The organism is Streptomyces sp. NA04227 (assembly GCF_013364195.1).
GTDB lineage: Bacteria > Actinomycetota > Actinomycetes > Streptomycetales > Streptomycetaceae > Streptomyces.
Window position 1 is genome coordinate 4636405 of record NZ_CP054918.1, and the last position, 19333, is coordinate 4655737.

Sequence of the window (19333 nt, forward strand, 5' to 3'; positions counted from 1 at the left end):
CGGGGCCTGGTCGGGGTGGCGGGGAGGGAGCCTTTCGGAGGGGGTCCCGAGGGGCGGGAGGGAGTCCGGAGGGGGCCCGGTGGGGGTTCGGTGGGAGTCCGGAGGCGCCCCTCCGGTGGGGGTCCGGAGGCGCCCCTCCGGTGGGGGTCCGGAGGGGCGGGCGGCTGGGTCAGCTGCGTGACGGGTCGGTGTCCGGTTCCGGTGTGGACTCCGGTCGCGGCCCCGGTTCCAGGACGACCTTGCCGACGGTCGCGCGGTGCTCCAGGTCGTGGTGGGCGCGGGCGGCCTCGGCGAGGGGGTAGCGCTGGACGGCGGGGCGCAGGCGTCCGGCGGCGCCGTGGTCGAGGGCGCGCAGTTCGAGGGTGCGGATCGGGTTGTCGGTGCCCGTGAGGCTCAGCATCTTCGGGCCGAGCACCTGCTCGGAGGTGATGCCGCGGGCGCTCAGGTACTCCTCGTCGAGCGCGAGCCCGGCGTCCTCGGCGCCGATGCCCTCGGCGGACCAGCCGAAGACCAGATGCCGCCCGCCGGGTACGAGCAGGTCGACGGCGGCCCGTGCGGCGTCCCCGCCGACACCGTCGTAGAGGAGGGTCACGCCGCTGGTGCCCAGTTCGGCGCGCAGTTCGCGCGGCCACTCGGGCCGGGTGTAGTCGACGGCGATGTCGGCGCCGTTCGCCGCCACGAGCGCCGTTTTACGGGGCCCGCCCGCGAGGCCGACCACCCGCGCCCCGGCGTTCTTCGCGTACTGCACGAGCAGCGTGCCGAGCCCGCCGGCCGCCGCGGGCACCAGGACCACGTCGTCCGGGCCGGGCTCGGCGAACTGCACGATGCCCATGGCGGTCCGCCCGGTGCCGATGAGGGCGACGGCCCCCGCCGGGTCGAGGCCGGACGGGATCTCGTGCAGCCGGTCCGCCTCGGTGACGGCCAGCTCGGCGTAGCCGCCCGGGGCGAAACCGAGGTGCGCGACGACCTGCTTGCCGAGCCAGGACGGGTCGGTCCCGGCACCGAGCCCGGTCACGGTTCCGGCGATCTCACGGCCGGGAATCGTGGGCAGCTCCGGCAGTTGCGGGAGCGGCCCCCGCACACCGCTACGGATCGCCGTGTCGAGCAGGTGCACACCTGCGGCGGCCACGGTGACCAGGACCTGCCCGGGACCCGGCTCGGGGTCGGCGACCCGCTCGTGGCGGAGGTTCTCGGCGGGACCGAAGTCGTGGAGCCTGATCGCGTACATGTCCGGTTCTCTCCGTCCGTGCTGCTTCACTTCACTGCTCTTCTCTTGCCGGAACAACTGTTCAACCTCAAGTTCGGTTCAGGTCAAGGCCTTTCGGGGCCGGGGCATTTGGCGAGCCGGGGCGTTGTCAGTGGCGGGGTGCACCATGGCGGCATGGAACGGGTAAGGCGGTGAGGCAATGACGGATGAGAAGACGGAAGGGAAAACGGCGAAGGCGGGGAAAGTCGTGAAGGTCGTGAAGGCGGCCCGGCGGCCCGAAGTGCGGATTCCGCCGCTCGTCGGTTTCGCGGAGGGCGCGCTGCGGCCCGACGGGGACTACGACGGGGTCGACTTCGCCGGACTCGACCTCTCCGGCCAGGACGGCGGCGGCGCGCGCTTTTTGGACTGCGCGCTCACCGACTGCGGTCTGGACGAGACCCGGCTGCGCAAGGCGCGTCTGATCGACTCGCGTCTCACCGGCGTACGGGGCGTCGGTACGGACCTGGCGGAGGCGGGCCTCCGGGACGTCGAAGTGGGCGAACCGCGCCTGGGGGGCGTCCAGTTGCACGGTGCCTCGCTGGAGCGCGTGTGGCTGCGCGGCGGCAAGCTCGACGTCCCGAACCTGCGCGGCGCCCGCCTGCGCGACGTCGTCTTCGAGGGCTGCGTACTGGTCGAGCCGGACTTCCAGGGCGCCACCCTGGAACGCGTCGAGTTCGTCGACTGCGTACTGCGCGACGCCGACTTCACCGCCGCCCGCCTCACCGACGTCGACCTGCGCACGGCAGCGGAACTCGGCATCGCCCGCGGTGTGGAATCCCTCTCGGGCGCCGTGGTCAGCCCCACCCAACTCCTGGACCTGGCACCGGTGTTCGCGGCGCAGTTGGGGGTGCGGGTGGCGGAGGCCTGACGAAGGAGGGGGAGGGGCCGAGGGGGCGGGCCCAGAGAGGCGCGCCGACTCGGAGTCAGACGCGCGGGAAGCGTGCCTGGAGGTCCCAGATCGCCGGGTTCTCGCCGAGGTCCTCGTGCAGGTCGCACAGATCGGCGAGGACGTCCTGGAGGAAGTCCCGGCTCTCGCGGCGGAGTTCGGCGTACGCGAAGCTCAGCGCGGGCTCGTCGGCCGGGGCGAAGTCCGCCTCGATGTCGACCCAGCCGAAGCGCCGCCGGAAGTACAGCCGGTCGCTCGACTCGGTGAAGTCGAACTCCGCGTACTGGGGCCGGGCCGCGCGGCTGCCCAGGGGATCCCGGTCGAGTTGCTCGACGATGTCGCACAGCGCCCAGGCGAAGTCGAGTACGGGCACCCATCCCCAGGCTGTGGACAGTTCCCGGTCCGCCTTGGTGTCCGCGAGATAGACGTCGCCCGAGAAGAGGTCGTGGCGCAGGGCCCGTACGTCGGCGCGGCGGTAGTCGGTCTGCGGAGGATCCGGGAACCGGGTGGAGAGGGCGTAGCCGATGTCGAGCACGTCGACGATGGTCGCATGTGTGCGGGCGGGCTTCGCACGGAGTACCGGGACGGGCGGCACGGGCCGGCGGCCGGAGTGCCGGGACGGGCGGCAGGGACCATCGGCCGGAGTCGACGCCGCGCGGCGCCTCGGGGGCGCCCTTACGATCCTGACGTGCACCGACGCCCGCAGACCAAGGCCGGAGAGGCCCGCAACCTGACGTCCGCGCGGACCCGCCGTTCGCCCTCCGGACGTGCCCTGCTCGCCGTACTCGTCCTGCTCGGTTCCTCGGCGGGGCTGAGCGCGTGCGGGGGCGGGGCGAGCGGGAGCGACCGGGTCAAGGCGCGGGCGGGGGCCGCCGGGGTGGGGGACCCGTATCTGCCGCAGGCCGGGAACGGCGGCTTCGACGTGCTGCACTACGCGCTGAAGCTCGACTGCACGCCCCGGGTGAACGAGCTGCGCGCGAAGGCCACCGTCAGGGCCCGCGCCGAGCACGATCTGCGCTCCTTCCATCTCGACCTGCGCGGGCTGCGGGTCGAGGAGGTACGGGTGGACGGCGAGCGCGCCCGCTTCAGCCGCCGGGGCCAGGAGCTGACGGTCCGCCCGGCGGCGCCGATCCCCCGCGGGGACCGGTTCACCACCGAGGTCCGCTACTCCGGCACGCCCCGCACGCTCACCGACAAGGACGGTTCCGAGGAGGGCTGGGTCCGTACCGAGGACGGTGCCGTGGTCCTCGGTGAGCCGGTCGGCAGCGCGGTCTGGTTTCCGGGCAACCACCATCCCGGCGACAAGGCCTCGTACGACATCGAGGTCACGGTGCCCAAGGGCCTGACCGCCGTGTCCAACGGCGAGCTGCGCGGCCGCAGCGGGGACCCGGACGGGCGGACCACCTTCCGCTGGCGCAACCGCGAGCCCATGCCGAGCTATGCCGCGACCGTGGCCATCGGGGACTTCACCATGAAGGCGTACCCGATCCGACTCGGGAAGCGGACCGAGGGCGGCGCGGCCCCGCGCGTACTGCGCGCCTGGACCGCGGTGGACCCGGCCACCGGCCCGGCCGGGGAGGCATCGATGCGCCGGCTGCCCGAGGTACTCGAGTGGGCGGAGCGGAACTTCGGGCCGTATCCGTTCGCCACGACCGGCGGCATCGTGGAGCGCGTGGGCGACGCCTCGTACGCGCTGGAGACCCAGACACGGCCCGTGTACCCGGGGCCGCCCGACGTCCTGCTGCACGTGCACGAGATCGCGCACCAGTGGTTCGGGAACAGCGTCAGCCCCAGGTCGTGGCGGGACATGTGGCTCAACGAGGGCTTCGCCACGTATGCCGAGTGGCTGTGGCAGGAGGACTTCGACGGGATCAGCGCACAGGAGTCCTTCGAGGCGGTCCACGACGGCAGTTACTTCGAGACCGCCGACGAGGCGGTCAACCTCTGGAAGTTCCCGCCCGCCCGGCCGTCCGGCCCCGACCACCTCTCCGACGCGCCCTCCTACGAGGGCGGGGCGATGGTCCTGCACCGGGTCCGGCAGGTCGTGGGCGAGAGCACCTTCCGCGCCCTGCTCACCGGCTGGCCCGCGGCGCACCGCCACGGCAACGCGGACACCGCCCAGTTCACGGCGTACGTGGAGAAGCTGGCGGGGCCCGGGGCCCGCGCGGAACTGCGCGAGGTCTGGAAGCGGTGGCTGTACGGGAAGGGCAAACCGAAGCTGCCGGAGTGAGGCACCGCCCCTGTCGCCGAAGCACCTGTCGCGGAGGTCGTCCTCAGAGTTCCTTGCGCAGGACCGTGCACGGGCGGCCGTGGGCGCGGTCCGCGCGGTGGCCGAGGACCCGGTAGTCGAGGGCGGTCCAGAAGGCCAGGGCGGCGGGGTTGTTGTCGAGTACGGCCAGGCGCAGGCCGGTGCGGCCGGTGGCGCGGTAGTGATTCTCGGTCCAGGTGGCCAGGTGGCGGCCGTAGCCCGCGCGCTGCTCCCTGCCGTGCACGAGGAGCAGGCCGATCCACGGGTCCGGGTCGTCGGCGGGCTCGGGATGCGTGTCGAGCGTGAGGGCGAAGGCGACCAGGCGTCCGGCGCTGCGGGCGAGCAGCGCACCGGCGCCGGGCCGGGCGAGTTCATCGGCGAGCGCGGTCGCGAGCTGGTCCGGGGTGATCCGGTCCGGGTCCGGGAAGTCACCGCTGAGCGCGAAGAACTCGCTGTTCGAGGCGTAGAGCGCGGTGAGTTCGGTCAGCAGCTCGCCGGGCAGGGCGTGTTCCGCGGGCGACAGCGGTTCGACGATCATGCGGACACGGTAGGGCCGGGAGGGGCCGCGTACGGGACGCGACCGGGGCGGCGTACGGCGAAAAGGTGCGGCGGGGGTACGGAACCGAAGTCCCGTACCCCCGCCGAAAACCGGCGCTACGTCGGACGCCGCATCCGCGGTCCCGCGTACGTCGGAGAGTGACCCGGCGTCCGTCAGACGTTGACGCCGAAGTCCTGGGCGATGCCCGCGAGGCCCGCGGCGTAGCCCTGGCCGACGGCGCGGAACTTCCACTCGGCGCCGTTGCGGTACAGCTCGCCGAAGACCATGGCGGTCTCGGTGGCGGCGTCCTCGCTCAGGTCGTAGCGGGCGATCTCGGCGCCGCCGGCCTGGTTGAGGATGCGGATGTACGCGTTGCGCACCTGGCCGAAGTTCTGGCTGCGCGACTCGGCGTCGTAGATCGAGACCGGGAAGACGATCTTGTCGACGTCGGCGGGCAGGCCCGCGAGGTTGACGTTGATGGCCTCGTCGTCGCCCGCGCCCTCACCGGTGCGGTTGTCGCCGGTGTGGACGATCGTCTGGTCCGGCGTCTGCTTGTTGTTGAAGAAGACGAAGTGGGCGTCCGAGTAGACCTTGCCCTGCGTGTTGACCGCGATGGCCGACGCGTCGAGGTCGAAGTCGGTGCCGGTGGTGGTGCGGACGTCCCAGCCGAGGCCCACCGTGACGGCGGTCAGACCCGGTGCCTCCTTGGTGAGCGAGACGTTGCCGCCCTTGGACAGGCTTACAGCCATGGGGTAGTGCCTTCCTCTGTGGTGAAGTGGGGCTCCGTACTGGGCACGAAGCTACCGGTACCCCTATGAACGCAGAGGGTGGACCGGGAGGTTCCAGCCTCTTTACTTTCTTTACCCGGTTGCCCTACCGAAGGCGCTTTCGCCGGTTGCCGACCCGGCGCCACGGACTCGGCCTCATTCCCCCCAGGGGTATCTGACGTAAACCGCGAGCTCGCGGCGGTCTGCTGGTGGAATACCCCCAGGGGGTATACCGTTCTTGGTGTCGGAACCACGACAGGACGGCCGAACAGCCGAACAGTCGAACGGCAGGGCAAGCGGCAGGACAGTGGACTCAGCGGGACGGAATGGGATGACGGTCATGGAGCACGGCACGCACCACCACACCGCGGCGCACGAGCACGCGGCACACGACGCCCACCCGGGCCACGGCCCGCACGCGGGCGAATCGGGCGGCCACCACGGCGGAGCGTCGTGGTCGATGGCGGCGAAGGCGACGCTGCACTGCCTCACCGGGTGCGCCATCGGCGAGATCCTCGGCATGGTGATCGGTACGGCCCTGTTGTGGGGCAACGTCGAGACGATGGCGCTCGCGATCGCCCTGGCGTTCCTGTTCGGCTACTCGTTCACCCTGTTCGCCGTCCGCCGGGCCGGTCTGGACCTCAGGACCGCCGTCAAGATCGCCCTGGCCGCGGACACGGTCTCCATCGCCGTCATGGAGCTGGTCGACAACGGCATCATCGCCCTCGTGCCCGGCGCGATGGACGCCCACCTGAGCGACGGACTGTTCTGGGGCGCGCTCCTCGGCGGGTTCGCGGTCGCGTTCCTGATCACCACCCCGGTCAACAAGTGGATGATCGGCCGCGGCAAGGGCCACGCGGTCGTCCACGCGTACCACTGACCGGTCCGACGAGCGGTCCGACAAGCGATCGGACGGCCGGTCCGTTGAGCGGTCCGACGACCGATCCGAGGAGCGGCTCGAACACTGGCTCGACGACCGGCTCGACGCCCGGCCCGCGTACGCGAAAAGGGGATGACGCCCGAGTGCGGACACGGGACCATGGGGTCATGTCCAGACCAGCAGGGGGCACCGGGGGATCCGCCCCCGGCCGGCACCTCATCCGTGGTGCGGTCTCGTTGCCCGAGGCCGAGTTGATGTGGCGTTTCTCCAGGTCCTCGGGGCCCGGCGGACAGCACGTCAACACCAGCGACACCCAGGTGGAGCTCCGCTTCGACCTCGCGGCGACCGGCGCGCTGCCCGAGGTCTGGAAGGAACGTGCCCTCGCCAGGCTGGCCGACCGTCTGGTGGACGGTGTGGTGACCGTGCGCTCCTCGGAGCACCGTTCGCAGTGGCGCAACCGGGAAGCGGCGGCGGTCCGGATGGCCGCCCTGCTCGCCGAGGCGACCGCACCCCCGCCCAAGCCGCGCCGCCCCACCCGGGTGCCGCGCGGCATCAACGAGCGTCGGCTGCGCCAGAAGAAGCAGCGGTCCGAGACCAAGCGCGGGCGCAACGGGCGGGACTGGTAGGGCGGTTGGTGCCGCCCTCACCCCAACTGCCGGTAACGGCCCTTGAAATAGGTGAGCGGGCCGCCGCCCTCGCTCGGTACCGAGGCGCTCAGTACGCGCCCGACCACGAGGGTGTGATCGCCCGCCACGACCCGCTGCTCCGTACGGCACTCCACGGTCGACAGGGCGCCGCCGATCAGCGGGGCGCCGGAGACCTCGCCGCGTACCCAGGGGATGTCCTCGAACAGGAGACGGTCGCTGACGCGGCCCTTCATGGCGAACCGGCCCGCGATGTGGCGCTGGCTCTCGGAGAGTACGGAGACCGCCCACAGCGGCTGCTCGGCGAGCAGGTCGTCCATGCGGGAGCCCTCGCGCAGGCTGACGAGGACGAGCGGCGGGTCGAGGGAGACGGACAGGAAGGCGGTGGCCGTCATGCCGATGTCCTCGCCCCGCGGCCCCTCGGGGTCCGGCTGCGCCTCGTGCGCGGTCAGCAGGACCACACCGGCGGCGAGCCGGGACATGGCGGCGCGGAACTCGTCGTCTGTCACCCCTTCAGGATGCCCGTCAAGAGGGCGTGGTGAAGGAAGGGGCGGGAGGGTCGATGTCTTCAGCGGCTTGAGCACGTGTTCGACGTTAGGCGGGCACCCGGGCCGCGCGCATCGGGCGCCGGTCCGAGGACGGGACTAGGTCTCCGGACCCAAAGCGGGCGTATCGGTTGGCATCACCCGTCACGGATTTGCTATGTGGAAACATTTGCGGCAGGTGTGAGAGCCTCCGTCAACACCCGTCCGACTCTTGTGACTTGAGTCACAGGAGCGATTAATTGTTGACCCTGTGTACCGACTGGGCAGCGCGCTGTGATTCAGTGGCGGGGACGCCGCTGTACGAACGCCGAAGACGACCCTGGAGTTTGCTGTCGAGGTCTCGGGGAGAGTGAGCATGGACGCCGAGTCGGAGCCGTACGTCCGTCTTGCGTCCCTGCGGCAGCTGCACCAGGTCATGGCGGAGATGAACACCGCGCGCAGCCTCGCGGACACCCTGCAGTCGGTCGCCGACGGGGTGGTCGAGGGGCTCGGCTACGAGTTGGCCGCCGTGAACCTGGTACGGCCCGACGGGGACCTGGTGGTGGCAGCCCTCTCGGGCAATCCCGCCGCCGAGGCGCTCATCACCGGCCGGGTGGGCCCGCGCGCCTCCTGGGAGCGCCGCCTGACCATGGGCGAGGCCTGGGGCGATCTGCGCTTCATCCCGCACGCCGAGGGCTGGGTCCTCGACGGCGACGACGTACCCCAGTGGCACACCGACGGTCCCGAGCCGCGCTTCGAGGACGAGTGGCACCCCTCGGACCGCCTCTTCGCGCCGCTCTACTCGCCCAGTTCCTCCGGCGGTGAGCTGATCGGCGTCATATCCGTCGACCGGCCGCGCAACGGACGCCGTCCGGGCGCCTGGGGCCGTGAGGCCCTGCAGATGTACGCGTTCCAGGCCGCGATTGCGATCAGCAACGCACGCCTGCGAGCAAACATGCAACGCGCACTGGTCCGCCTGGAACGCGAGCAGCAGGCGCTCAGGGCCAGTGAGGAGTCGTTCCGCCAGGCCTTCGAGTACGCGCCCTCCGGGATGGCGATCGCCGAGATGGGCGGGGACCAGCACGGCCGGATCCTGCGCACCAACGACGCCCTGTCCCGGCTGCTCGGGCGCTCCGCCTCGGCGATGCGCCGCTACTCCTTCTCCGATCTGGTCCATCCCGAGGACATCGGGATCCTGCTGCGCACCTCCGCCGAGGGCGGCCGGGCCGAGCTGCGGCTCAAGCGGCGCGACGAGTCGTACCTCTGGGTCTCGCTGCGCAACTCGGTGGTGGCCGACGCGACCGACGGCCCGCGCTTCCTGCTCACCCACGTCGAGGACATAGAGGAGCGCAAGCGGCGCGAACTCCAGCTCGCGCACCGCGCCTCGCACGACTCCCTGACCGGACTGCCCAACTCGGCCGAACTGCGCGCCCGGCTCGGCGCCCGCCTGTGCAGCCGCCCGCAGCCCGGCGAGGGCACCCTGGCCGAGTCGATCGACTCGATGGCCGCCGCGTACGGCGACCCGGCCGTGGGCGTGACCTTCCCCGAGCCGCATCTGGCCGGGCTCGACCTGCCCGACGAACACCTGCCGGGCGTCGGGCTGCACGACCACCATGTGCACACCGTGGCCCCGGACGACGTGGCCGACGACGGGGCGAAGGGGCTCGCGGTCCTCTTCTGCGACCTCGACGGTTTCAAGTCGATCAATGACCGCTTCGGCCACCACACCGGCGACGCCGTCCTCATCGAGGTCGCCCGCAGGCTGACCCAGGGCGTCCGGGACGGCGACACCGTGGCCCGGCTCGGCGGCGACGAGTTCGTGGTCCTCGCGGACGGCCTCGGCCGCGCCGACGCCCAGGACCTCGCGGTCCGGCTGCGCAACGCGATCGTCCCGCCGATCCGCGTCGACGGCCGTGCCGTCCGGGTCGGCGCCAGCATCGGCATCGGCTGGGCGCACTGCGGAATGACGGCGGACGAAGTGCTCAAATCGGCGGATCAGCGGATGTACGTCGAGAAGCGGGCACGTGCGAAACAGCACAGGCGGGCGGGCTGAGCCCAGGTCGGGCGGCCGGATGAGGCCGAGGCCACCCGATTGGGTCACCCGGAGCGGGTAGGCTCGCCCGCACGCACCCAACGCCCCCTGCCCCAAGGAGTGAGACGGGGAATGACGCCCGGCAACGACGGCGCGAGCCGGCCAGAGGACGACGACCCGTTCGGCTATCTCTACGCCGACGGGCAGGCCTCCGGTGCCACACCGCCCACCGGTGGCGGCTACGGCTACCCGGGCCCCCGCTCGTACAACCGCGTCCGTACGGTCGGGGAGCGGCAGTACGGGCAGCAGCAGGGCCAGCAGCAGGGCGGCGCCCAGGGGCGGCCCCCGCAGCAGGACCAGGGCCACGGACAGGCGTACGGCCAGCCCTCGCCGCAGCAGTACCACAACCCGAGCCCGCACTACAGCGCCCCCGAGACGCTGCCCGGCGGCGGCGCCCCGGCACACGAGCACGGCTACGACGACCGCGGCTCCCGCGGCCGCGGCCCCAATACGCGCGGCCTGCTGATCGGCGCCGTCGCGGTGGTCGCGGCGGTCGTCATAGGCATCGGCGTGGCCGTCCTGTCCGGCGGCTCCGACGACGACAAGGCCAACGACAAGCCGACGGACGACGCCTCGGCCGGACAGAGCGTGGAGCCCTCCGAGCCCACCAAGAAGCCGGACAAGCCGCTGGACCTGCCGAAGGTGGACGCGAAGACGCTGACGCTCACGGGTGGGACGGTCACGGCGTCCGACATCCCGGGGGCGCAGGCGGGCGGTGGCGTCTACGTCGCCGGGCTCAACACCCCCGGCGCGCAGGTCAGTTGGACCGTCAACGACATTCCCAAGGCGGGCGCCTACACCCTCTTCGTGCGGTACGGAGTCCCCGGCCACGCCGCCAAGCCGAGCCTCACGGTCAACAGCAAGCCCTTCACCGGCGGCATCAACATGGACAACTTCTCCGGTGCCGAGGAAGGCGACTGGGAGAAGGGCTGGACCAAGACCTTCGTCTACGTCGACCTCAACAAGGGCACCAACACCTTCACCATCTCCTGCCAGCCCGGAGACACCTGCGACGCCAACCTGGACCAGGTGTGGCTGAAGGCGGGCAAGGTCAAGAAGTAGGGCTGGTCAAGGAGTAGACCGGGCAACGAACAGGGCACAGGGCTGGGATTCACGGTCCGGGGACTCGCGATCCGGGGACCCGCGATCCTGGGTTTCACGATCCCGGGATCACCGGCCTCACCCTTCGGCCGCCGCCCCCTCGTCCTCCCACGGCCCTCCCGTGACCCGCACCTTCCCCCGCAACTCCGCATACGCCTCCGCGTCGAACTCCCCCGCCACCGGCGCCAGTACCGTCGCCGCCGACAGCGCCACCGCCCGTACCAGCCGTTCCGGCCAGTCCAGGCCCTCGACCAGGCCGGAGAGCAGGCCGGCCACGGCGGAGTCGCCCGCGCCGGTGGGGTTGCCCTTCACGCGTTCGGGCGGGGTGGCGCGCCAGTTGCCCTCGTGGGTGACCGCGTGCACGCCGTCGGCGCCGAGGGAGGCGATGACCGCGTGGGCGCCGCGGCGGCGGGCGTCGCGGATGGCCTCGGCGGGCTCGTGGGAGCCGGTGAGTTCGGCGAGTTCCTCGGAGTTGGGCTTGATGATGTCGGGGCGGGCGGCGATCGCGCGGCGCAGGGGCTCGCCGCTGGTGTCGAGGAGTACGGGGACCGAGGCGTTGCGGGCCGCACGGACCAGGTACGCGTAGGCGTTGACCGGGACGCCGGGCGGGAGGCTGCCGCACAGGGCCACCGCCGAGCAGGACGGCAGCAGTCGCTCGTAGGCCTCGGTGAAGTCGGACCACTCGGCGGGGGTGACCACCGGGCCGGGCTCGTTGAGCTGGGTGGTGTCGCCGGTGGCCGCGTCGACGACGGCGATGGTGCGGCGGGTGGCGCCGGAGACGGGGACCAGTGCGTCGGTCAGGCCCTCGGTGCCGTCGAGCTGCTCGCGCAGGGACTGGCCGGTGGTGCCGCCGACGAGTCCGGTGACGGTGACCTCGTGGCCGAGTGCGGCGAGCACCCGGGCCACGTTCAGGCCCTTGCCGCCCGGCCGTTCGACGACCTCGCGGACGCGGTGTGAGCCGTGCGGAGTCAGCGACGGTACGTGGTAGGTGATGTCGAGCGCGGTGTTCGGTGTGACCGTGAGGATCACCGGAGTCTCCCCCAAAGCGTGGCGGCTGCCCTGTCGGAGCCGGGTCGTGGCTCCCGGCCGGGAACCAGTCGCACCGCCCCGCCCGGGCCCCTGGATCATGTCAAAGTCGCGGCGTCCGGCCCAGCCCTTGGGGCCGGGCGGCACCGCGTGGCGGCAGGTGTCCGTGGGCCGGGACCCGAGACGTCTGCCGGGTGTGTTCGCCGGGCGCCACGCCTTTGTGCGCCGGTGCTCATGTCGGTGTGCGGCCCGGTGCCCCGCACATCAGCTCAGCCGAGTTCCGGCTCCCGGGCGTCGAACTACCGTTCCCCTGCGTCGAGTTCGGGCTCCCGCACCCACTCGCCCTTGCGCATCACTCCGCGCAGCGCGAACCCGGCGTCCAGGACGAGCAGGTCGGCGTCCTTGCCCGGTTCCAGGGAGCCCACCCGGTCGTCGATCCCGAGCAGCGCGGCCGGGTTGGCCGACAGGGCCCGTACAACGGACTCGACGGGCAGGCCGTCCACCGTGACCGCGCGGTGGAAGGCGCGGTCCAGGGTCAGAGTGGAGCCCGCGATGGAGTCGCCCTCGGCGAGGCGTGCCACGCCGCCCTGGACCACGACCTCCAGGGGGCCGAGCCGGTAGGTGCCGTCGCCGAAACCGGCCGCGTCCATGGCGTCGGTGATGAAGGCGACCCGGCCGTCACCGGCGGAGCGGAAGGCGAGCCGGAGCGCGGCGGGGTGCAGGTGGACGCCGTCGTTGATCAGCTCGACGGTGACCCGCTCGTCCTCCAGGAGCGCGGCGACCGGTCCCGGCGCGCGGTGGGCGAGCGTCGGCATCGCGTTGAACAGGTGGGTGGCCACGGTCGCGCCCGCGTCGATGGCGGCCACGGTCTGCTCGTAGGTGGCGTCGGTGTGTCCGACGGCGGCGATCACGCCCTGGTCCACGAGCAGCCGTACGGAGTCCAGGCCGCCCGGGAGTTCGGTGGCCAGGGTGAGCATGCGGGCCCGGCCGCGGGCGGCGTCGACCAGCTTGCGGACCTCGGCCGGGTCGGGCGCGCGCAGCAACTGCTCGGCGTGGGCGCCCTTGCGGCAGGGTGAGATGAACGGGCCCTCGAAGTGGATACCGGCGATGTCGCCCTGCTCGGCCAGCTCCGCCAGGAGCCCGGCCTGCCGCATGAGGACGTCCATGTCGCCGGTGACGGTGGAGGCGACGGTCGTGGTGGTGCCGTGCAGGCGGTGGGTCTGTACGCCGCGCAGGATCTCCTCGGCGTCCCCGGCGGTGAACGAGGCGCCGCCGCCGCCATGGTTGTGCAGGTCGACGAAGCCGGGCACCAGCCAGTGCCCGGTCAGGTCGAGCACGCGCGCGTCCGGGCCGCTTCCGGCCGAGGGCTCCGCGATCCTGCCGCCCGCCACGACGACGCGGCCGTCGTGGACGGTGCCCGTGGGCAGGACGACGTGGGCACCGGTGAGCACCAGCTGTTCGGCGGCCATCAGGCGGTTACCTCCGTGGAGTCGGGTGTGGTGGCGCCGTGGCCGGGCGCCTCGGCGAGCAGGTCCCAGGCGAGGAGTCCGGCGCCCAGCGCACCGGCGCGGTCGCCGAGGGCCGCGGGCACCAGGTCGGGCATCCGCTCGAAGGTGACGCGGCTGTTGAGCGCGGAGCGCAGCGGGCCGAACAGGGTCTCGCCCGCCTGGGCAAGGCCGCCGCCGATGATCAGGGTGCTCGGGTCGAGCAGGGTGAGCGCGGTGAGCAGCCCGTCGGCGAGCGCGTCGACGGCCTCCTGCCAGACGGCGAGCGCCCGCGGGTCGCCGCCGTCGACGGCCTTGGCGCAGTCCGCCGCGTCCGCGTCCGGCCGGTCCGAGGCGCGCGCCCAGGCGGCGCTCACGGCGGAGGCGGAGGCGAGCCGCTCCAGGCAGCCGCGGCGTCCGCAGCCGCAGACGGGGCCCTCGGGGCGCACGACGATATGGCCGATCTCGCCCGCGTATCCGTGCGCGCCCGGCTCGATCCGGCCGCCGATCCCGATGGCGCCCGCGATCCCGGTGCCGAGCGGCACGAACAGGAAGCGGTCCGCGCCCCGGCCCGCGCCGACCCGGCCCTCGGCCAGGCCGCCGGAGCGTACGTCGTGGCCGAGCGCCACCGGCACTCCGTCCAGACGGCGGCTGAGCAGCTCGCGCAGCGGCAGATCGCGCCAGCCGAGGTTCGCCGCGTACACGGCGATCCCGCGCTCGGCGTCGATGATGCCCGGCACGGCCACCCCGGCGGCCACCGCGGACCGGCCGAACCTCTCCTCGCCGAGCGCGCGCAGGTCGGCGGCGAAGTCGAGGATCGACTCGACGACGGCCTGGGCGCCGCGCTCGCGTCCAGTGTCCCGGCGCGCGGAATGCAGCAGCGCGCCGTCCGCCCCGACCAGGGCGGCCTTCATACCGGTGCCGCCCACATCGAGGGCGATGACGTGTTCCACGGGGACAGTCTCGCCTCTCACTCGCGAGAGGTCTAGTCCACCTACGCGGAGCGTCTTCTCAATACAAGGGCGCGTACGTAGAGGTCCTGTGCGCACGGGAGCGTACGGGAGCGGGCGGCGGCGCCCCGGTCACGGCCCCGTTTCAGCGCTCGGCGCGCCGATTCTCGCGCACTCTGCGCAGCCGGTTCACGGTGACCGGATCGTGTGCGAGCGCGAGGGTGTCGTCGAGCAGCGCGTTGAGCAACTGGTAGTAGCGGACCGGCGCGAGCCCCAACTCCTCGCGTATGGCACGTTCCTTGGCCCCCGGCGCGGGCCAGTTCCGCCGCTCCAGGGCGAGTACGGCTCGTTCGCGGGCGGAGAGTTCGGTACGGGGCGGGGGCGTGGAGCTGTACGGGGACGACGGGGGCGCGGGGGGTTGCCGTCCCGCGTCCTCGTTCGTGTCCCGTTCGTCCGCCGCCATGTTCCGAACGGTAGCGGGCGGCGGTGACACCCGGCACTGTCCGGCAGGGTGGTGCCGGGTGCCCGCGGAGTGTGTGGGCGGCGTCAGGCCGTCGCGTACACGTCCTTGGCGAAGTGGGCGATCTGCTCGTCGGTGAGGTTCTTGGCGAGGTCGGCCTCGCTGATCATGCCGACCAGCCGGTGGCCGCCCTTCACGTCGATCACCGGGAGCCGCTTGATGTGGTTGCTCTCCATCTTCTCCAGAACCTCGGAGGCGTCGGCCGTCGCGTCCACCCAGTGCAGTTCGCCGCCCAGCGACCCGGCCTGCACGCTCGCGGGGTCCACGCCGTCGGCGCAGCAGTTGACCACGATGTCCCGGTCGGTGATCAGGCCCTTGAGCCGGTTGTTGTCGCCGCAGATCGGGACGCATCCCACGCCCAGGTCCCGCATCATCCGGGCCGCGTCCTGGAGCGATTCATGGGCGCCCACGCACTGCACACCACTGCTCATGATGTCTCGGGCTCGCATGTTTCCTCCCCTCTGAGGGCTTCGAGGGGCTGGCTGCCCCCGCTTTCGATGACACCACGATCGGCGGCCCGTCGCGTCCCGGGACGGGTGAGGGCCGCCCCGGCTGGATAGTGTCCGGGCATGGGCAGCCAACAGGACCTCTTGCCGACTCCGGCAACCGCCGCCGGACGTGACGCTCTCGACGCCATCCTCGCCCGCCCGGCCCGGGCGCTGATCGCCCTCGACTTCGACGGAACCCTCGCCCCGATCGTCCCCGACCCGGAACAGGCACGCGCCCACCCCGAGGCCGTGCCCGCCCTCGCCGTCCTCGCCCCGCTGGTCCACCGGATCGCCGTGATCACCGGACGCCCCGCGGACGTCGCGGTCCGCTACGGCGGCTTCTCCGGCGCCGAGGGCCTGGAACACCTGGTGGTCCTCGGCCACTACGGCGCCGAGCGCTGGGACGCCGTCACCCGCAGCGTCGAGGCCCCGCCCGTGGATCCGGGCGTCGCGGCGGCGCGCGAGGAACTCCCCACACTGCTCGACGAGTTGGGTGTCGGCGAGAGCAACGGCACCTGGATCGAGGAGAAAGGGCGCGCGGTGGCCGTGCACACGCGCCGGGCTAGTGATCCGCAGGCGGCCTTCGACACCCTGCGCGAGCCGCTCGGCGCGCTCGCCGAGCGGCACGGCCTGGTCCTCGAACCCGGCCGTCTCGTACTGGAGTTGCGCCCGGCGGGCATGGACAAGGGCGTCGCCCTGCGTGAGTACGTACGCGAGACCGACGTGGCCGCCGTCCTCTTCGCGGGCGACGACCTGGGCGACCTCGCCGCCTTCGAAGCGGTCGAAGAGCTGCGCACACAGGGGGTGTTCGGCCTCCTGGTGTGCAGCGGAAGCAGCGAGGTGCCCCAACTCGCGGAGCGCGCCGACGTGGTGGTGGACGGGCCGCAGGGTGTGGTCGCCCTGCTGAGGGCGATCGCGGAGGCGGCCGAGCTGAGGTGAGCCGGTGATCCGGTGAGCCGAGGGGCGACGCCGGAGCAGGCGGCGGGCCCCCCGCTGTCCCGGCCTCCGCTAATCGGCCTCCGTGGGATCCGCCTGCGGTGCCTCCGGTGCCTGCGGCAGGTCCATCGTCGCGAGCCGCCCGGGGTCGGCGACGCCCGCCATCTCGACGATCCGCCCGTCGGCCACGGTGAAGGCCATGAGGCCCATCGGCGTTCCGTCCGCGCCGTAGGACGCGATTCCGGGCAGTCCGTCGATGAGGACCAGGCGCTGGCGGGCCAGCTGGGAGTAGATCCGGGCACCGGAGGCGACCGCGGTGGCGCCGAGGGTGACGACCTGTCCGTCGGCGCCGTCGACGGTCAGGCGCACCTCGGGGTCGAGCACCCGCAGCAGTCCGTCGAAGTCGCCGCCGCGCGCCGCGGCCAGGAAGGCCCGGACCACCTCGCGCTGTTCGTGCACGGCGGCCTGCGGACGTTCGGTCGCCCGGACCTTCCGGCGGGCGCGGCTGGCGAGCATCTTGGTGGCGTCGGTGGACTTGCCGAGGATGCGGCCGATCTCGTTGAACGGGACCGCGAACAGGTCGTGCAGGACGAACGCGAGGCGCTCGCTCGGCTTGAGCGACTCCAGGACGACCAGGAGGGCGATCCCCACCGAGTCGGCGAGTTCGGCGTCGGCGTCCGGCGTGGGGCTGTCGTCGGCGGTCACCACGAGTTCGTTCAGTCCTTCGTCGTAGGACGCCTCGGGGTGGGACTGGCGCGAACGCAGGATGTCGAGGCTGATCCGGCCCACCACCGTGGTCAGCCAGCCCGCCAGGTTGTCGATGCTCGCCGCGTCCTGGCGGGCCAGCCGCAGCCAGGCCTCCTGGACCGCGTCCTCGGCGTCCGCGTGCGAGCCGAGCATGCGGTACGCCACCGCGCGCAGCCGCCCGCGCTGGGCCTCGAACGCCTCCGCCACCGGGTCTTTCGGGCTGGGGTCGGACATGTTGTTACCTTCCTCGGTTCCGCTCCGTCATGGGTGATGACGTGCCCCGACAGGCACAGGTAACCGATGAGGAGAACGCGTCATGGAAGCACGCATGAAGAGCCCGGTGACCCCCGACGTGGCCACCGCGATCCAGTACCTCACCAAGGCGATCGAGGCGGGCGGCGCCGACGGCCCGCTGCTCGAACTGGTCCACCTCCGCGTCAGCCAGATCAACGGCTGCGGCCCGTGTGTGTACGGGGGGATAGCCTCCGCGAAGAAGCACGGCGAGAGTGACGAGCGGCTGCACGGAGTGGCCGCGTGGCGCGAGACGCCGCTGTTCAGCGAGGAGGAGCGGGCCGCGCTCGCGCTGGCCGAGGCCGCCACCCGGATCCAGGACGGCGCGCCCGGCGTGTCCGACGCGATCTGGGACGCCGCCGCCGACCACTTCGACGAGAAGCAGCTGAGTTCGATCACTCTGCTCATCGCGATGACCAATTTCTTCAACCGGATCAACCACATCACCCGGGAACCGGCGGGCAAGACCTGGTGAACGGGCGGCCGCGGGCCAACGGGCGGCCGCGGGCCAACGGGTGGCCGCGGGCCAACCGGCACGGGGGGCGACAACTCGCTACGGGGTGTCGCTCCCGGTCGCCGGGGCCGGTCGGCTGGTCTCGGTCGGCGGGGCGGCCCGCCGGGACCGGGCCGACGGGACCGGCCACCGGTATCCGAGGCGCAGGTGGGTCAACTCCCTTACGTTGTAAGGGGTTTGGCGCCTCCCAGTAGGTAATTGAGCCGGTCTTCGAGCCGTTCTCGGCCAACCCCCACGGCTCGCCCCCTGTGAAATTCCCGTTTCTCTTGACCTGGCGTTCCGGCATGAGCAGGGTGCCGCGTGTTCCCCCGCACTTCTCGTCTTCCTCTACCCCCCACCCCGAGAGGAACGCGCGCTCATGACCCCTGCCGGAAATCCGGAGAGACCTGCCCGGCGCCGGTCCCCGGTGCTCGCCGCCGGGGCGGCCCTGCTGCTCGCCTGCTGCGGGCTCGCCGCCACCGGAGCCACCGGTGCCTCCGCCGCACCGGCCCCCGTGTCGCAACCCGTAAATGCCCCGTCGCATAGGGGAGTTGAGCCGCGAGCCGCCAACCTGTGCACCGCCGACGCCGCCGCTTCCGGTCGCCGGGTGCGGGGTGCGCTGCCGCGTGCCGAGGTGCACCGGCGGCTCGACGCGCAGGCCGAGCGGCACCGTACGGCGCGCGGACTGCCCGGCAAGGGCCCCATCGGCGCTCCCGGCGACGACAGCCGTGTGAAGGTGGACCTGCACCCCGCCCAGGGCACCGCCTTCAAGGAGTTCGACGGCAGCGACGGGGCCTGCGCCACCCAGTCCGTGTCCCGGGACGTCGAGGTCACCGAGGGCAGCACGACCATCTACACGCCGACCCTGTACCCGGCGGGCGGCTCCTGCGTCGAGCTGGTCACCGTCTACACCCAGGGCCGTGCCACCGTCTCGGCCTGGGACTGGTGCCGCTCGGTCACCTTCGAGGCCGCGGTGCCGATCGACGACGCCTTCCTCGGCACCTACACCGACGGTTCAACTGCCGCGTACACAGGGCGTGTTGTCCGTACCGACGCGGGCACCGGCACCTGGACCGCAGCCCTGTACAACCACACCACCGGCACCTGGGACGAGCTGTTCACCCAGTCCGGGCAGACCCAGGGCCGTACCGACGGCTGGGACATCTACGAGCTGTACTCGACCACCGACCCGTCCGGTACCGCCTACTCCTGCCACGCCATGGCCGGGCTGACCTTCGAGTCGCACGACATCTCGGTACGTGTGGACGGGGGTTGGGCGGCGGCGAGTGAGCAGAACTCCGACACCCACTACGACCAGCCGGACAGCGCGTTCCACTGCCCGGACCGTACGTACCAAATGGTCAGCGAGTACGACCACTGGAAGGCCGTCGGCTGATGGCGCCCGATCGCCCGAGGGGGACGCCCCGCAACGGCCCCTGAGGGAGGCCGTCGGCTGACTCCCCCGCAGCCCG

At 72.4% G+C, this 19333-nt stretch carries 20 protein-coding genes; 9 read left to right on the forward strand and 11 right to left on the reverse strand.

The window, feature by feature from the left end:
• Window positions 1-169: 169 nt before the first annotated feature.
• The gene (locus HUT18_RS19750) at window positions 170-1228 is read right to left on the reverse strand and encodes a zinc-binding dehydrogenase (RefSeq protein WP_176101929.1); all 1059 of its coding nucleotides are present in this window, start codon (window positions 1226-1228) and stop codon (window positions 170-172) included.
• Window positions 1229-1406: 178 nt separating this feature from the next.
• On the opposite strand from HUT18_RS19750, the gene HUT18_RS19755 reads away from it, so the two are divergent.
• A complete protein-coding gene (locus HUT18_RS19755; protein WP_176101930.1) occupies window positions 1407-2114 on the forward strand; it encodes a pentapeptide repeat-containing protein in 708 nt (235 codons plus the stop codon).
• Between the two features lie 55 nt (window positions 2115-2169).
• Here HUT18_RS19755 and HUT18_RS19760 read toward each other — a convergent pair whose 3' ends face one another.
• Window positions 2170-2667 (reverse strand): hypothetical protein, encoded by a 498-nt coding sequence (locus tag HUT18_RS19760; protein WP_176101931.1) that lies wholly within the window; start codon window positions 2665-2667, stop codon window positions 2170-2172.
• Between the two features lie 153 nt (window positions 2668-2820).
• Here HUT18_RS19760 and HUT18_RS19765 point away from each other — a divergent pair, with 153 nt between their 5' ends.
• Window positions 2821-4362, forward strand: coding sequence for a M1 family metallopeptidase (locus HUT18_RS19765; RefSeq protein ID WP_254878712.1), 1542 nt, complete (start codon window positions 2821-2823; stop codon window positions 4360-4362).
• Between the two features lie 43 nt (window positions 4363-4405).
• On the opposite strand, the gene HUT18_RS19770 is transcribed toward HUT18_RS19765, so the two are convergent.
• Together HUT18_RS19770 and HUT18_RS19775 are read right to left on the reverse strand one after the other, a co-directional pair.
• On the reverse strand, window positions 4406-4918 hold the full coding sequence (locus tag HUT18_RS19770; RefSeq protein ID WP_176101933.1) for an N-acetyltransferase: 513 nt from the start codon (window positions 4916-4918) through the stop codon (window positions 4406-4408).
• 173 nt (window positions 4919-5091) lie between these two features.
• Complete coding sequence (locus HUT18_RS19775) at window positions 5092-5667, reverse strand: TerD family protein (RefSeq protein ID WP_176101934.1); 576 nt, start codon at window positions 5665-5667, stop codon at window positions 5092-5094.
• 358 nt (window positions 5668-6025) lie between these two features.
• Here HUT18_RS19775 and HUT18_RS19780 point away from each other — a divergent pair, with 358 nt between their 5' ends.
• Entirely contained in the window at window positions 6026-6565 is a 540-nt protein-coding gene (locus HUT18_RS19780) for a DUF4396 domain-containing protein (RefSeq protein WP_176101935.1), read from the forward strand.
• A 167-nt stretch (window positions 6566-6732) separates the two neighbouring features.
• A complete protein-coding gene (gene arfB / locus HUT18_RS19785) occupies window positions 6733-7191 on the forward strand; it encodes an alternative ribosome rescue aminoacyl-tRNA hydrolase ArfB (RefSeq protein ID WP_176101936.1) in 459 nt (152 codons plus the stop codon).
• 17 nt (window positions 7192-7208) lie between these two features.
• Here the strand turns inward: arfB and HUT18_RS19790 are convergent, their stop codons facing one another.
• Window positions 7209-7781 (reverse strand): flavin reductase family protein, encoded by a 573-nt coding sequence (locus tag HUT18_RS19790; RefSeq protein WP_254879055.1) that lies wholly within the window; start codon window positions 7779-7781, stop codon window positions 7209-7211.
• Window positions 7782-8109: 328 nt separating this feature from the next.
• On the opposite strand from HUT18_RS19790, the gene cdgB reads away from it, so the two are divergent.
• On the forward strand, window positions 8110-9786 hold the full coding sequence (gene cdgB, locus HUT18_RS19795; RefSeq protein WP_176101937.1) for a diguanylate cyclase CdgB: 1677 nt from the start codon (window positions 8110-8112) through the stop codon (window positions 9784-9786).
• A gap of 111 nt (window positions 9787-9897) precedes the next feature.
• Window positions 9898-10887 (forward strand): carbohydrate-binding protein, encoded by a 990-nt coding sequence (locus HUT18_RS19800; RefSeq protein ID WP_176101938.1) that lies wholly within the window; start codon window positions 9898-9900, stop codon window positions 10885-10887.
• A 117-nt stretch (window positions 10888-11004) separates the two neighbouring features.
• Here the strand turns inward: HUT18_RS19800 and HUT18_RS19805 are convergent, their stop codons facing one another.
• The 5 genes from HUT18_RS19805 to HUT18_RS19825 all read right to left on the reverse strand — a co-directional run bounded on the left by HUT18_RS19805 (window position 11005) and on the right by HUT18_RS19825 (window position 15355).
• Window positions 11005-11955 (reverse strand): 1-phosphofructokinase family hexose kinase, encoded by a 951-nt coding sequence (locus HUT18_RS19805; protein WP_176101939.1) that lies wholly within the window; start codon window positions 11953-11955, stop codon window positions 11005-11007.
• A gap of 296 nt (window positions 11956-12251) precedes the next feature.
• Window positions 12252-13421: an N-acetylglucosamine-6-phosphate deacetylase gene (nagA, locus tag HUT18_RS19810; RefSeq protein ID WP_176101940.1), complete on the reverse strand. Its 1170-nt coding sequence runs from the start codon at window positions 13419-13421 to the stop codon at window positions 12252-12254.
• Entirely contained in the window at window positions 13421-14389 is a 969-nt protein-coding gene (locus HUT18_RS19815) for an ROK family protein (protein WP_176101941.1), read from the reverse strand. Before HUT18_RS19815 ends, nagA begins: the two co-directional genes overlap by 1 nt.
• Before the next feature lie 142 nt (window positions 14390-14531).
• Complete coding sequence (locus HUT18_RS34215) at window positions 14532-14849, reverse strand: DUF3263 domain-containing protein (protein ID WP_176101942.1); 318 nt, start codon at window positions 14847-14849, stop codon at window positions 14532-14534.
• An 83-nt stretch (window positions 14850-14932) separates the two neighbouring features.
• A complete protein-coding gene (locus HUT18_RS19825; protein ID WP_176101943.1) occupies window positions 14933-15355 on the reverse strand; it encodes a CBS domain-containing protein in 423 nt (140 codons plus the stop codon).
• Window positions 15356-15475: 120 nt separating this feature from the next.
• On the opposite strand from HUT18_RS19825, the gene otsB reads away from it, so the two are divergent.
• The gene (otsB, locus tag HUT18_RS19830; protein ID WP_176101944.1) at window positions 15476-16333 is read left to right on the forward strand and encodes a trehalose-phosphatase; all 858 of its coding nucleotides are present in this window, start codon (window positions 15476-15478) and stop codon (window positions 16331-16333) included.
• A gap of 69 nt (window positions 16334-16402) precedes the next feature.
• Here the strand turns inward: otsB and HUT18_RS19835 are convergent, their stop codons facing one another.
• Window positions 16403-17311 carry a sigma-70 family RNA polymerase sigma factor gene (locus HUT18_RS19835; protein WP_176101945.1) on the reverse strand — a complete coding sequence of 303 codons (909 nt, stop codon included), beginning with the start codon at window positions 17309-17311 and terminating at the stop codon, window positions 16403-16405.
• A gap of 82 nt (window positions 17312-17393) precedes the next feature.
• Between HUT18_RS19835 and HUT18_RS19840 the strand changes: the two genes are divergently transcribed.
• Together HUT18_RS19840 and HUT18_RS19845 are read left to right on the forward strand one after the other, a co-directional pair.
• Window positions 17394-17843, forward strand: coding sequence for a carboxymuconolactone decarboxylase family protein (locus HUT18_RS19840; RefSeq protein ID WP_176101946.1), 450 nt, complete (start codon window positions 17394-17396; stop codon window positions 17841-17843).
• Between the two features lie 397 nt (window positions 17844-18240).
• Window positions 18241-19257, forward strand: a complete 1017-nt coding sequence (locus HUT18_RS19845) for a hypothetical protein (protein ID WP_176101947.1) — start codon at window positions 18241-18243, stop codon at window positions 19255-19257.
• Window positions 19258-19333: the final 76 nt, after the last annotated feature.